The organism is Campylobacter sp. W0066.1, assembly GCF_024723635.1.
Lineage (GTDB): Bacteria > Campylobacterota > Campylobacteria > Campylobacterales > Campylobacteraceae > Campylobacter_D > Campylobacter_D lari_C.
Genome location: NZ_JANQCW010000010.1, coordinates 18,468 through 32,390 on the forward strand (window position 1 = coordinate 18,468; position 13,923 = coordinate 32,390).

Below are 13,923 nucleotides of genomic sequence, written 5' to 3' on the forward strand. Positions count from 1 at the left end.
TATGCTTTCAAACACCATTAGAAATAGAGTTTCAAAGGTAGCTTTTGCTTTTTGTATGGCTCTGTTTTTTATGGCCTTGTTTTTACTTTCTACTTTTTTTCTAACCTCAAAACGCCATATACCAAATACTCAAAAAGAACAATATTTTTCCGCTCTTAGAGGTAATATTATCACAAGCGATAATTTTACAGTAACTTCTAGTAGGCAAATTTATAGAGCAGAGATTGATCTAAGAAGTTTAAATCCTGATAAAAAAGAATTATTTTTAACACTTTTTCAAATTTATAGCGGCGCAAGCGATGAACAAATACAAGATATCAAAAAAAGAATGCTTGCAAAAAAAAGAAGAAGTTATAATTTTATTTTACTCCAAGATATTAATTCAAAAGATGCAAGTTATTTAAAAGAATTAGCTAAAAAGCTTTATACTCAAGGCTTTTTTAAGTCTTTTACAAATAACAATGGCAGAGTTGAAACAAGAGGACTTGATATCATAGAACACAAAGAAGATCGCGTGTATATGCCAAAAGACTCACTTACTCCTATCATAGGCTACACAAGAACTTATATGGATGAAAAAAGTGAAATTTTCAAAAATGTTGGTATAAAAGGCTTAGAAAAATATTACAATGAATGTTTAAATCCTTTGCAAAATGCAAAAATCCAAGGTTTAAGAGATATAGGTGGCAATATTATCTTAAATTTACACTCTTATGAAAAGCGTAAAATAGATGGTTGCAATTTATACTTAAATATTTCACTAAAGCTTCAAAAGGGCCTAGAAAAGGCTATTGATAAAAGAAATGAAGATCTAAAAGCTAATGAAATTATAGTTGCAATTATGGAAAGTAAAAGTGGGAAAATTTTAGCCCTTGCTAGCTCAAGAAGATACGATCCGCAAAATCGTGGAAAAGATCTATCTGTGCTTAATGCAAGTGCGATAGAATATGGCTATGAAGCAGGTTCTGTTATAAAGCCTTTTATATTTACCACCGCTTTAATGCTTGATAAAATCAAAGTCAATGAAATCATCAATACCCAAGGTGGTCAATACAAGCTTGGTCGTTTTACCATACGCGATGATCATAGAAAAGATAAAATGAGCATGGAAGAAGTTATTACCTACTCCTCAAATGTCGGTATGATTAAAATCGCCCAAAGATTAAGCAATCTTGAAATCATCTCAGGGCTTAGAATTTTTCGTTTTGGAGAAAGAAGTGGTATTGATCTTCCTTATGAACAAAAAGGAGAAATACCAAATCCAAAAAGATTAAGAGAAGTAGAAAAATCTGTATTAAGTTATGGTTATGGCTTAAAAACAACTTTTATGCAACTTCTAGCTGCTTATAATGTATTTAACAATGATGGAATTTATATCACACCACAAATTGCAAATAAAATTTATCAAGATGGGCGTTTAATAAAACTTGATGATGAAGTTAAAAAAGAAAAAATTCTCTCAAGCAAAGCTGCCAAAGAAATGCAACAAATTTTAATCAATGTTATAGAAAAAGGAACAGGTAAAAAAGCACAAACTCAAGGTATTATCATAGGTGGTAAAACAGGTACAGCTAGGATTGCTGAAAGAAAAGGCTATACTTCAAATCGCTATAATGCTTCATTTTTTGGCTTTGCAAATGATGAGAAAAACAATTATACCATAGGAGTTTTGGTAAGAAATCCTACCAAGGCCTATAGTTATTATGCTGCACAAAGTGCTTTACCTATGTTTAAAGATACAGTAAATCTTATGATAAAAGAAAGTTATTTAAAACCTATAGAAAACAAAACGATAAAAAACTAATCCAAACTAACTTTAAAATTTAGAGTTTTATTTGACTCTAAACTAAACAATTTAAAATAAACTCTATAAACTCATCGCTATCATTAGGGCAAGCAATAAGCTCATAATCACTTTTTGCTAAGTGTCTATACTCAACTCCAAGTTCAAAAATCGTTTCAGAACAATCTATACAAAAAGATATAGGATAAATCAAAGCTTTTTGATCTAAATTTGCTAAAATATCACTTGTATTAGGTTCAAGCCATTTCACTGGACCTAGTTTTGATTGATAGGATAAAATGATTTGATCAAATTCATTTTTAAGTTTTTCTTTTAAGATACCCACGTGCTCTTGCACATGTTTTTCATACAAATCACCTTTTTTAATCACCGAAAGCGGTAAAGAATGGGCAGAAAAAATCAAAGTTTTATAATCACATTCTTTCTTTTTTTCTAAAATATGCTTTATAATCATTTCATTATAAAGTTCATCTTTATAAAAAACATCAATGATTTTTACATTAGCTTGATTTTGGATATTTCTTAGCTCATTTTGCACCACTTCTAAAGAACTAGTTACAGTGGTTTTAGAATGATGAGGATATAAAGGAAATAAAATGATTTCATCATTTTTTTGAAAATCATATTTTGAAAAAACATCATTTGCAAAGGGTGGCACATAAAGACTAATAAAATCAAAGTTATATTCTCTAGTTTTGGAATTTAATCTATCACATAAACTTTGTGTGATTTGGGTAAGCGGGGACTTCCCACCCATTTTTTCATAGTTTTGCTTCATAGCTTTTAGTCTTGATTTTCTTATCATAAAGGCTGTAAATTTTCTTAAAAAAACATTTTTTATCCCTAAAATATAAGGATCATTAAACATATTTTTTAAAAAAACTTCACATTCATCAAGTTTATTAACCCCACCCATATTTAAAAAAAATACATATTTCACTATTTAACACCTTCTAAAATTTCTTGCACCCTCAAAGCATCTTCAATACTAGCTAAATTTTCACAAACTCCATTTTGCAAAAGCTCAAAAAAGTCTTCATGTTCAGCATATAAAGGAGAGTTTTCATATAAATTTGGAATTTTTTGCATATTGATAAAAAGTTCAAAATTTTTAAGATCAATTTCATAAGTATGTTTTTTACCTAAAAGTGTGTTTTTTCTTATAATGCATTGTCCATTCCAGCTATCATGAATGCTTGCTAAAATATTTTCTAATTTTAAGCTTATCATTACCTCATCTTCAAATTTATCATGATGAAAGCTTTTATAAATATTTGCTTTTAAAATTTGCTCTTGACTTAAAAATCTAACTAAGTCAATATCATGCACACCAAGATCACTTAAAACACCTACATCGTTTATTCTTTGTGGATAAGGAGAAATTCTTTGTATATTAATACTTATAATCTCATCTTCTAAAAGTTTTTCTTTTAAAGTTAAAATAGCAGGATTAAATCTCTCACAAAAACCCACCCCTACTCTGACTTTGTTTTCTCTAGCTTTTTGCTCTAAAATTAAAATTTCATCAACATTTAGCGCCAAAGGCTTTTCTATCAAAACATTTTTTATTTTAGGAAAAACTTTTAAAGCTATGTCTAAATGCGTATGAGTAGGCGTAGCAATGATAACACCATCAAGATTTTGTTTTAAAAAATCATCAAAATTTTTATGCAAAAAGTGTTTAAATTTATCTTTACAAAAAGGGTCATAAAGATGAATTTCTTTTACTTTTAAATTACGCTCAAGTTCTCTTAAATGGTTTTTACCCATTTTACCAAGGCCTATAAGCCCTATTTTCATTTAAAAGCCTCTATCACTCTAGCTTGGTGCTCTTCTTTTAAAAATGCACTCATAGGTAAAGATAAAATTTCATCACTTAAAAGTTCTGTATTTGGTAAATCTCCCTTTTTATAAGCAAGATAATCAAAAGCTTCTTGTAAATGAAGCCCTAAAGGATAATGCACCGCAGTAGGTATACCTTGCTCTTGTAATTTTTGCATGAAATTTTCTCTATTTTTTACACGCACGCTATATTGAGCCCAGGCACTCATAAAACCATCTTTCCTTGGCGGTAAAATACAATTTTTTAAATTTTCATCATAAATTTTTGCTATTGCTTCTCTTTTTTTAATCTCTTCATCTAAGTATTTTAATTTCACATTTAAAATAGCTGCTTGGATGGTATCAAGCCTTCCATTAATACCGATGTATTTATGCTTATATCTTTGCACTTGTCCATGATTTAAATAAATTTTTATTTTTTGCGCTAATTCATCATCTTGGGTAAAAATCGCCCCACCATCTCCATAAGCACCTAAAGGCTTAGACGGAAAAAAGCTTGTACAAGATATATCAGCTATAGCACATGATTTTATACCCTTTTGACTAGCTCCAAAACTTTGCGCACTATCTTCTATCAAAGCAATATTTTGACTTTTACAAAGCTCTTTTAGAGCAAACATATCAGGCATAAGCCCAAAAATACTCACAGCAATTACAGCCTTAGTTTTAGGCGTGATAGCACTTTGAACTTTTTCTAAACTAAGATTATAATCTTTAAAATCAATATCTACAAAAACAGGTTTAGCACCGATTAGTGCAACCATTTCAGCCGTAGCTATAAAGGTAAAACTTGGCACTATTACCTCATCATCTCTACCCACACCCAAAGCCATCAAGGCTAAAAATAACGCACTTGTGCCACTTGAACAACCTATTGCGTGTTCAATACCTACATATTTAGCTAAATTATTTTCAAATTCTTCTAATTTTGCACCACCTATAAAAGAGCTGCTTTGTAAAACTTCACTAATAGCCTCATCGATTTCATTTTTATAAGCATTATATTGAGCATTTAAGTCTATAAAAGGAATTTTCATTGTATTACCTTAGTAAATTTAAAATCATGATTATAAGATAGTTTTACTTAATTTAAAGTATTTTTGGTATTATTTTAAGCAAAAAACTAGCTAGGAAAATCTATGGATATAAGAAAAGAATATTTAGAATTTTTTAAATCAAAAGGACATGAAATCACCTCTTCAAGCCCTTTAGTACCTGATGATGCGACTTTACTTTTTACTAATGCAGGTATGGTGCCTTTTAAAAGTATATTTACCGGAGAAGTACCACGCCCTAATCCTCCGCGTAAAACAAGCTGTCAAACTTGTATAAGAGCTGGTGGAAAACATAATGATTTAGACAATGTAGGCTACACAGCAAGACATCATACTTTCTTTGAAATGCTTGGAAATTTTAGTTTTGGGGATTATTTTAAAGAACAAGCCATTGCTTATGCTTGGGAATTTGTAACTGAGGTTTTAAAACTACCTAAAGAAAGATTATATGTAACTGTACATGAAAGCGATGATGAAGCATATGAGCTTTGGCAAAAACATATAGAAAAAGAAAGAATTTATAAATTTGGCGATAAAGATAATTTTTGGCAAATGGGCGATACTGGACCATGCGGGCCTTGTAGTGAAATTTTTTATGATCAAGGTGCTGAGCATTTTAATTCTAGTGAAGATTATATGGGTGGTGATGGAGATAGGTTCTTAGAAATTTGGAACCTCGTTTTCATGCAGTATGAAAGAAGTGCTGATGGCACACTTACTCCATTGCCAAAACCTAGTATTGATACAGGTATGGGACTTGAAAGAGTTAGCGCTATAAAAGAAGGAAAATTTAGTAATTTTGATAGTTCTTTGTTTATGCCTATTATTGAGAGTATTGCTAAACTTTGTGGCAAAACTTATACCTATGAAAGTGGGGCTAGCTATAGAGTAATCGCAGATCATATTAGATCAAGTATATTTTTACTTGCTCAAGGAGTTGGCTTTGATAAAGAAGGTAGGGGCTATGTTTTAAGAAGAATTATGCGCCGCGCCTTAAGACATGGATATTTATTAGGTCTTAAAAGAGCTTTTATGTATGAGCTTGTAGATGTAGTGTGTGAGTTAATGGGTGGGCATTATACTTACTTAAATGAAAAAAAAGAATTTATCAAAGAACAGATTAAACTAGAAGAAGAAAGATTTTTAAGCACTATCGAAAATGGTATTGAAATTTTCAATGAAGAACTTAAAAAAACTAAAGATATTTTTAGCGGTGAAGTAGCTTTTAAACTTTATGATACTTATGGTTTTCCGCTTGATTTAACCCAAGATATGCTAAGAGAAAAAAATCTTAGTGTAGATGAGGCTAAATTTAATGAGCTTATGCAAGAACAAAAAGATAGAGCCAAAGCCTCTTGGAAAGGAAGTGGGGATAAAGCAATTAGCGGGGACTTTAAAGTTTTATTAGAAAAATTTGGTAAAAATACTTTTAGTGGTTATGAAAATTATGAAGAAAAAACTAAAATCATGGCCATTTTAGATGAAAATTTTAAAATCATAACCGAAGCTAAGGCAGGATATATAGCATGGTTAATGCTTGAAAAAACTCCATTTTACGCAACAAGTGGAGGGCAAAGCGCTGATATAGGTTTTATCAATGAAAATGAGGTTTTAGATACACAAAAATTCTTTGATATTAATCTTAGTCAAGTGAAATTAAAACAAGATCTTAAAACAAACGATGAAGTGTTAGCTTGCATAGATACTAAAAAAAGAGAACAAATCGCAAGACATCACAGCGCGACACATTTATTACACCATGCTTTAAGAGAAATTCTTGGCTCACACATTAGCCAAGCAGGCTCTTTAGTAGAACACAATAAATTAAGATTTGATTTTACTCATCCAAAAGCTCTAAACAAAGAAGAACTAAAACAAATAGAAGCTTTGGTAAATACTTACATCATGCAAGCAAATGAAGCTAAAATTGAAATTTTAGCTTTAGATGAAGCTAAAAAAAGTGGTGCGATAGCTTTATTTAGTGAAAAATATCAAGAAAAAGTAAGAGTTTTAACCCTAGGAGCTAGCAAGGAACTTTGCGGCGGTACCCATGTGAAAAATAGCTCTGAAATAGGAAGTTTTTACATCATCAAAGAAAGTGGTGTTAGTGCTGGAGTTAGAAGAATAGAAGCAGTAGTAAGCAAAGCTGCGCTTGATTATGTTAATGAAAATTTAAAAGAGCTAAACCAAGCCAAAGAAGAGTTAAAAACTCATGATATTTTAAGCTATGTGGCAAAATTAAAAAATGAAATAGCTAGTTTAAAAAATGAATTAAAAAATTCAAACAAAGCAGAATTAAACTCTAAAGAACTAAATGGCATTCAATATTGTGTGCAAAAAATAGATAGTGGCGATATAAAAACCATGATAGATGAGTTTAAAAACAAATTTAACAAAGCTGTGATTTTACTTTTACAAGAAAAAGAAGGCAAAATCATCATCGCAGCAGGCGTTAAAGACGCTTCGTTAAAAGCCGGTACTTTGGTAAAAGAAGTTGCACAAATGCTTGGTGGAAACGGTGGTGGTAGGGATGATTTTGCAACAGCTGGTGGTAAAGATACAAGTAAAATAGAACAAGCACTTGATCATGCTAGAAAAATCATAGAAGAAAGTCTTATTTAATGCTTTATCTAGCTTCAAGTTCGCCTTCACGCGTTGCTTTGCTAAAAGAAGCAAATATCGCTTTTGAGCAAATTATTATCGATTATGATGAGAGCTTGGTAAAAAAAGACAATCCAAGCTCTTATGTGCAGAAAATTGTTTTAGAAAAAGAAAGGCAGTTTTTTGCAAAATACCCTGATTTTAAAAATGTTTTATTTGCTGATAGTATAGTTTGCGCTCAAAATATCATTCTTACTAAAGCTAAAAGCGATAATGAGGCTTTTAATATGCTCAATTTGCAAAGTGGCAAAAGCATTAGCGTTTTAAGCGCGATGATTTTAGTTTTAGAAGATAAAAAGATTTTTAATCTTAGCAAGTGTGATTTGATTTTGGATAAATTTGATTTAAAAGATATGCAAGAATACATTGATTCAAAACTTTATCAAGGTAAAGCCGGAGCTGTGATGTGCGAGGGGTTTCATAAAAAATACATTAAAAAAATCATAGGCCATCAAAGTACAGCACTAGGGCTTAATATAGAACTTTTGAAAGCATTTTTATGATAAAAATTTTAAAAATATTTCTTTCTTTTTGTATAGTGTGTGCGGTTGGAGTTTTTATATTTATTGCATATTTGTTTTCTGATTCTGATTTAAATCAATACACTTTTAAAGATTATAAACCACCTCTTACAACACAAATTTTTGATAAAAATGGAAAATTAGTTGCCAATGTTTTCGAGCAACACCGCTTTTATGCCCCTTATGAAGAACTCCCACCAAGACTTATAGAAGCTTTGGTGGCTATTGAAGATACTAGCTTTTTTGAACATGGTGGGGTTAATATAGATGCGATTTTTAGAGCAGCCATTAAAATCATAAGAAGCGGTGGAAAAACCATGGAAGGAGCTTCCACTCTTACACAACAATTCATAAAAAACACAGAATTAACTCCTGAACGCACATTAAATAGAAAACTAAAAGAAGCTTTACTTGCATATAAGATAGAAAGTACTTTAACCAAAGAGCAAATTTTAGAAAGATATTTAAATTTCATCTTCTTTGGACATGGATATTATGGAGTAAAAACCGCTGCACTTGGATATTTTAGAAAAAATTTAGATGAGCTTAGTCTGAAAGAAATTGCCATTTTAGTAGGTATGCCAAAGGCTCCAAGTACTTATGATCCTACTAGACATTTAGATCTTTCTTTAGCTAGAGCAAACAGCGTAGTACAAAGAATGTATAATCTTGGTTGGATTTCTAAAGAAGAGTATGAAAATGCCTTAAAAGAAATTCCAAAAGTATATGATGATACTTTAACACAAAATGCAGCCCCTTATGTTACTCAAGAAGTTTTAAAACAACTAAGCGGGATTAAAGACTTAAAAAGTGGTGGCTATAAAATAGAGCTTGCTATCGATCTTGACGTGCAAAATATTGCAAGAGAGGCTTTAAAATTTGGCTATGATGAAATAGTTAAAAGAGACAAAGATGCAAATTTAAGTACACTTAATGGAGCTATGATAGTAGCAAATCACCAAAATGGAGACATTTTAGCCTTAGTAGGTGGGGTAAATTATGCAAAAAGTAATTTTAACCGTGCCACTCAAAGCTTAAGACAGCCTGGAAGTTCTTTTAAGCCTTTTTTATACCAAATTGCTATTGACATGGGTTATTCTCCTATGAGTAAGGTTGCTGATATTTCAAGAATTTTTGAAAGTACCAAAGAAGATGAGAAAGATTGGAAACCTAAAAATTACGGTGGAAAATTTCTAGGACTTATAAGCTTAAAAGAAGCACTAACTGGCTCAAGAAACCTAGCTACCATAAATTTAGCTCTTGCCCTAGGACTTGATGTAATCCATGATAAACTTCAATTTATGGGCTTTGAAAATATACCGGTTGATTTATCTATAGTTTTGGGTAGCTTTGGAATTTCTATTTATGATTATGCTAAACTTTATACAGTATTTGGAAACTATGGCATGCAAAAAGATTTGATACTCATTAAAAGAGTAATCGATAAAAATGGCAAAATAGTAGTAGAGTTTAACTCAGGAGAAAGAAAAATCAGCCAACCCGAACAAGCCTTTTTAGTTAATGATATGATGCAAAATGTTGTTAAAAAAGGCACTGGGCGCAATGCTAGAGTAGAAGGGATTGAGATAGCTGGAAAAACTGGTACTTCAAATAAAAGCGTAGATGCGTGGTTTTGTGGATTAACTCCTGAAATAGAAGCTATCATTTGGTATGGAAATGATGATAATAAACCTATGAAACAAATCGAAGGTGGTGCAAGGACTGCTGCGCCGGTTTTTAAAAAATTTTTAACAAAATACCTAGAACTTTATCCTGATAGCGCTAGAAAATTTATCATTCCAAAAGGGGTTTATCAAGGAATTTATGAAAAACAAAGAGAATATTACACTAATACCTCTCCATTTCCAAAAAATAACCCTGCTCTATCTGAAAATAACGAGATAATTTTTTAAAAATATTTTTTATAAAATAATAAAAATTATCCTTTCATTTTCCTTTATATGTTTTAATATCACAAAATATATAAAGGATGTTTCATGAATATCACAAATGAGCAATTATATAACAAAAGACGTCATTTTTTGAAGCTAGGTGCAGGAACTTTGGTTAGTTCAGCCTTGGTTCAATCTGAATTAATGGCATTAAATTTCTTTCCTGATCCTAACAATGAAAAATTAAAACTTAGCGATGAAAAAACTGCAACTAATTATGTTAATTTTTATGAATTTTCTACTGATAAAAAAAGAGCTGTTGAACTTGCAAAAAATTTCAACACAAAGGGCTGGAAAATAGAAGTTAGCGGGGAAGTTGAAGAGCCTTTGACTTTAACCATGGAAGATTTACTAGCCTTTCCTTTAGAAGAGAGAATTTATAGATTTCGTTGTGTTGAAACTTGGTCTATGGTGGTGCCTTGGGTTGGTTTTGAATTGCGCGCTTTAATAGAAAAATGCAAAGTCAAAAGCGAGGCTAAATTTATAAAATTTACCACTCTTTTTGATAAAAATCAATTTGCCGATCAAGCTTCATTTTTCCCAACTCTTGATTATCCTTATGTAGAGGGCTTAAGATTAGATGAGGCCGTGCACCCACTAACGCTTATGGCCGTAGGAATGTATAAAAAGCCTTTATTGGGACAAAATGGAGCACCAATTCGCCTTGTAGTTCCATGGAAGTATGGCTTTAAAAGTATAAAATCTATTGTAAAAATAGAATTTACTAAAGAACAACCTAAAACCACATGGGAGCTAGCCAACCCTAGAGAATATGGATTTTATGCTAATGTTAATCCAAATGTCTCTCACCCAAGATGGTCTCAAGCAAATGAACGTCATTTGGGAGATTTTTTCACTAAGCCTACGCAAATGTTTAATGGCTATGAAAAAGAAGTAGCACATTTGTATAAAGATATGGATTTAAAGGTTAATTTTTAATGAGCAAAAAAGTTTATAATATCGGTGGATTTTTAGCCTTTGCTTTAAGTATTGTTTTTAGCATCTATCAAATCATGCAAGAATTTGATATTGTAAAATCTGTATATTTTTATAGTGGTATATTTGGCTTAATCTTTTTTGGATTGAGCCTGTTTTTTTCACTTTTAAAGTATAAGCACACAAAAGATTACCCTAAATTTTTAGGTTTTTATGCGTTTTTTTGGGCTTTGATTCACTTTTTTAATTATTTTGCTTTTGGAAAAAATTTAAATTTAATACTTTTTTTCAAAGATACTTTTAGTAAAAATTTAGAATTTAGTGGTTTTGTAAGCTTTTTTATACTCACATTTATGTTTATAAGCTCATTTAAGTTTTTTAAAAAAATGAGTAAAATAAGAAAACTTGGATATTTTTGCTTTTTGCTAACAACTTGGCATTATTTTTTATCTGCAAAAATACCACAAATTCCACATTTTTTAGCTTTAAGTCTAGCCTTGATTTTTCTACTTATTAAACTTTATAAAAATTACAAAAAGAGAAAAAGAGTAACTTTTTTGTAAAAATTTTTGTATTTACAAAATACTTTAAGAATAAAAATATAAATATATTCTTAAAATAAGACTTTATATATCTTATTTTAAGGACAACCATGCAAAGAAGGGATTTTTTAAACGGAATGGCTTTAACTATACTTGCAGGAATGACTCCATTGCAAGTATTATATGGTAAAGAAGCTAAAATCGAAGATTTCACTAAAGAATACTACCCACCAAAATGGCTTGGGTTAAGGGGTAGTAATAATGCAAGTTATGAATTTGCACATATGCTAAGAGATGGTGAAAAATTTGACTTTAGCGCTATCAAACCTAAACAAGAATATGACTTAGTTGTTGTTGGAGCTGGAATTAGTGGTTTAGCAGCAGCTTGCTTTTATCAAAACAAATTTGGAAAAAATAAAAAAATTCTTATCCTTGATAATCATGATGATTTTGGTGGACACGCTAGAAGAAATGAAATAGAACTAGAAGATGGCACTATTTTAAGTTATGGTGGTAGTGAAACATTTCAATCACCAAAGGCATTATATTCTAAAGAAGTAGTAGATTTATTATCATCTTTGGGTGTGGATATTGATGAACTTGCTAAACGTTTTGATGTAAATTTTTATCCTGATTTAAAACTTAGCAGGGGTGTGTATTTTTCTAAAGCTGAATTTGGAGTAGATAAAGTCGTAAGTGGTAACCCTAGAAAAGTAATTTGTGATGATATTCCTGAGGGAAGACATAATGGTAGAAGCGTTGAAGCTTTTATAGGAGATTTTCCTCTTAATGAAAAAGATAAAAAAGATTTAATTGCTTTATTTAAAAGCGAAAAAGACTATTTAAAAGGTTTAACAAAAAAACAAAGAGATAAGTATGTGGCTAAAACAAGCTATAAAAAATTCTTAGAAGAAAAGGTTAAGCTTTCACCACAAGCTATAAAATTTTTTGAAGGTATGACAGATGACTTTTTGGCTTTAGGTATTGATGCTGTTTCTTGTGAAGATGCTAGAATTTCTTTCCTACCTGGTTTTGATAAACTTGGGCTTGATCCAATCGAGGGAGAAGCATTGGCTGAAATGGAAGAGCCATACATCCACCACTGTGCTGATGGTAATGCTACTGTTGCTAGATTAATGGTTAGAAGATTAATTCCTGATGTATCTAAGAAAGGTAAAGATATGGATGAAGTTACTCTAGCTCATTTTGATTATTCTAAACTTGATCTTGCTAAAAACAAAGTACGCTTAAGATTAAACAGCACTGTTATAAATGTAGAAAATACAAAAGATGGAGCTTTAGTAACTTATATTAATAAAGGCAAAAATTACAGAGTAAAAGCTAAAAAAGTTGTAATGGCAAATTATAATAGTATGATTCCATATATAGTACCAAGTATGCCACAAGATCAAAAAGATGCTTTGAGTAAAAATGTAAAAACTTCTCTTTTACATACTAAAGTTATCATAAGCAACTGGGAACCATTTATAAAACTTGGAGTACATGAAATTTATTCACCAAAAATGCCTTATGCTAGAACCAAGCTTGATTATCCTGTGGATATGGGAGGATACCGCCACCCAAGAGATCCTAAAAAGCCTATTTGTGTTCATATGGTTTGCTCTCCTTTAGCTTTTGCGAATATCCAAGGGATTGATCTTGATAGAATGGATGCAAGAGATAGAGCTAGAGTAGGCAGAAATTTATTATTCACTATGAGTTTTGAAGAACATGAAAAAATCGTCCGTGATCAACTTCAAGGCATGTTAGGCTCAGCTGGATTTGACCATGAAAAAGATATTAAGGCTATAGTTGTAAATCGTTGGGGGCATTGTTATTCATATACAGAAAATAGTCTTTTTGATGATAGTGAAGAAGCACAAAAAACTATAGAACTTGCAAGAAAACCTTTTGGAAATATCGTTATAGCAAATTCAGATTCTGACTGGTCAGCTTATATGCATTCAGCAATCGATCAAGCATATCGTGCTGTTAACGAACTTTAACAATCAAACTCCTTTTTAGGAGTTTGATAAATTAATCATCGTTTTTAATACTAATATAAATTAAAGCTAAAAGCATATAAGTTACTAATCTAGTAGCATCAGGCAAGCCATTCCAAGTTTTACTCATCCACATACCAAACCATTCTGCAGCCACTACTTGAAAACCAAAAAACCAAAGTAAACAACAACAAGTTAAAGCAATGATTCCAAATTTTTTAGCTTCATGGAAAGTTTTTGCGTCCAAATTTCTTGCTTTAAACATATCTAAAGCACCTTTTAAAGCAGTTAGCATAATAAAAGCTTCAAAACAAATAATAAAAATATAGGCAATATGATGGATAGTAGAATTTGTAATAGCCCTATAAACAATAGCATTACCTAAATAATCAGGTTTAGTATCCATACTCATAACATGTTTTACGAACTGAAAATTTGAATTATAATCAGTTACATTACCAAAAACAACAATAGCCGCTAAAGAGGCAACTGTAAGCAAGATAATCATTTTAGAATATCTTACTATATTCATCATAGAAAAACCACAATTGCAATTCATTATGATACTCCTTTTTTGTTAAATTTATATTAATATAATACAACAAAT

The 13,923-nt window shown here is 30.8% G+C and carries 11 protein-coding genes; 7 read left to right on the plus strand and 4 right to left on the minus strand.

Translation table 11 applies throughout. The features are described 5' to 3' along the window. Position 1 precedes the first annotated feature (1 nt). Positions 2–1,804, plus strand: a complete 1,803-nt coding sequence (locus CAMP18497_RS05135) for a peptidoglycan D,D-transpeptidase FtsI family protein (RefSeq protein WP_337212890.1) — start codon at positions 2–4, stop codon at positions 1,802–1,804. Between the two features lie 37 nt (positions 1,805–1,841). On the opposite strand, the gene hemH is transcribed toward CAMP18497_RS05135, so the two are convergent. From hemH to CAMP18497_RS05150, 3 genes are read right to left on the minus strand one after another with little or no spacing between them, the layout of a single operon-like run. Further along, complete coding sequence (gene hemH / locus CAMP18497_RS05140; RefSeq protein WP_263677763.1) at positions 1,842–2,744, minus strand: ferrochelatase; 903 nt, start codon at positions 2,742–2,744, stop codon at positions 1,842–1,844. Further along, positions 2,744–3,604 (minus strand): Gfo/Idh/MocA family protein, encoded by an 861-nt coding sequence (locus CAMP18497_RS05145; RefSeq protein ID WP_337212892.1) that lies wholly within the window; start codon positions 3,602–3,604, stop codon positions 2,744–2,746. The genes hemH and CAMP18497_RS05145 overlap by 1 nt, the downstream gene beginning before the upstream one ends. Beyond that, on the minus strand, positions 3,601–4,677 hold the full coding sequence (locus CAMP18497_RS05150; RefSeq protein WP_337212941.1) for a DegT/DnrJ/EryC1/StrS family aminotransferase: 1,077 nt from the start codon (positions 4,675–4,677) through the stop codon (positions 3,601–3,603). The genes CAMP18497_RS05145 and CAMP18497_RS05150 overlap by 4 nt, the downstream gene beginning before the upstream one ends. Before the next feature lie 108 nt (positions 4,678–4,785). Between CAMP18497_RS05150 and alaS the strand changes: the two genes are divergently transcribed. From alaS to CAMP18497_RS05180, 6 genes are all read left to right on the plus strand, one after another. Further along, positions 4,786–7,323 (plus strand): alanine--tRNA ligase, encoded by a 2,538-nt coding sequence (gene alaS / locus CAMP18497_RS05155; protein ID WP_337212894.1) that lies wholly within the window; start codon positions 4,786–4,788, stop codon positions 7,321–7,323. After that, positions 7,323–7,865, plus strand: a complete 543-nt coding sequence (gene maf / locus CAMP18497_RS05160; protein WP_133318684.1) for a septum formation inhibitor Maf — start codon at positions 7,323–7,325, stop codon at positions 7,863–7,865. The genes alaS and maf overlap by 1 nt, the downstream gene beginning before the upstream one ends. Then, a complete protein-coding gene (locus CAMP18497_RS05165; RefSeq protein ID WP_337212943.1) occupies positions 7,865–9,796 on the plus strand; it encodes a PBP1A family penicillin-binding protein in 1,932 nt (643 codons plus the stop codon). Before maf ends, CAMP18497_RS05165 begins: the two co-directional genes overlap by 1 nt. Positions 9,797–9,880: 84 nt before the next feature. Then, on the plus strand, positions 9,881–10,774 hold the full coding sequence (gene msrP / locus CAMP18497_RS05170) for a protein-methionine-sulfoxide reductase catalytic subunit MsrP (RefSeq protein WP_337212897.1): 894 nt from the start codon (positions 9,881–9,883) through the stop codon (positions 10,772–10,774). Further along, entirely contained in the window at positions 10,774–11,334 is a 561-nt protein-coding gene (locus CAMP18497_RS05175; protein ID WP_337212899.1) for a sulfite oxidase heme-binding subunit YedZ, read from the plus strand. Before msrP ends, CAMP18497_RS05175 begins: the two co-directional genes overlap by 1 nt. An 89-nt stretch (positions 11,335–11,423) precedes the next feature. After that, on the plus strand, positions 11,424–13,319 hold the full coding sequence (locus CAMP18497_RS05180; RefSeq protein WP_337212901.1) for an NAD(P)/FAD-dependent oxidoreductase: 1,896 nt from the start codon (positions 11,424–11,426) through the stop codon (positions 13,317–13,319). 31 nt (positions 13,320–13,350) lie between these two features. Here the strand turns inward: CAMP18497_RS05180 and CAMP18497_RS05185 are convergent, their stop codons facing one another. Further along, entirely contained in the window at positions 13,351–13,875 is a 525-nt protein-coding gene (locus tag CAMP18497_RS05185) for a DUF2165 family protein (protein ID WP_337212903.1), read from the minus strand. Positions 13,876–13,923: the final 48 nt, after the last annotated feature.

Coding starts and splice junctions, on each gene's coding strand:
- CAMP18497_RS05175 (WP_337212899.1), top strand. CDS start 10,774: ATGAGCAAAAAAGTTTATAATATCGGTGGATTTTTAGCCTTTGCTTTA.
- alaS (WP_337212894.1), top strand. CDS start 4,786: ATGGATATAAGAAAAGAATATTTAGAATTTTTTAAATCAAAAGGACAT.
- CAMP18497_RS05145 (WP_337212892.1), bottom strand. CDS start 3,604: ATGAAAATAGGGCTTATAGGCCTTGGTAAAATGGGTAAAAACCATTTA.
- CAMP18497_RS05180 (WP_337212901.1), top strand. CDS start 11,424: ATGCAAAGAAGGGATTTTTTAAACGGAATGGCTTTAACTATACTTGCA.
- CAMP18497_RS05135 (WP_337212890.1), top strand. CDS start 2: ATGCTTTCAAACACCATTAGAAATAGAGTTTCAAAGGTAGCTTTTGCT.
- maf (WP_133318684.1), top strand. CDS start 7,323: ATGCTTTATCTAGCTTCAAGTTCGCCTTCACGCGTTGCTTTGCTAAAA.
- CAMP18497_RS05185 (WP_337212903.1), bottom strand. CDS start 13,875: ATGAATTGCAATTGTGGTTTTTCTATGATGAATATAGTAAGATATTCT.
- msrP (WP_337212897.1), top strand. CDS start 9,881: ATGAATATCACAAATGAGCAATTATATAACAAAAGACGTCATTTTTTG.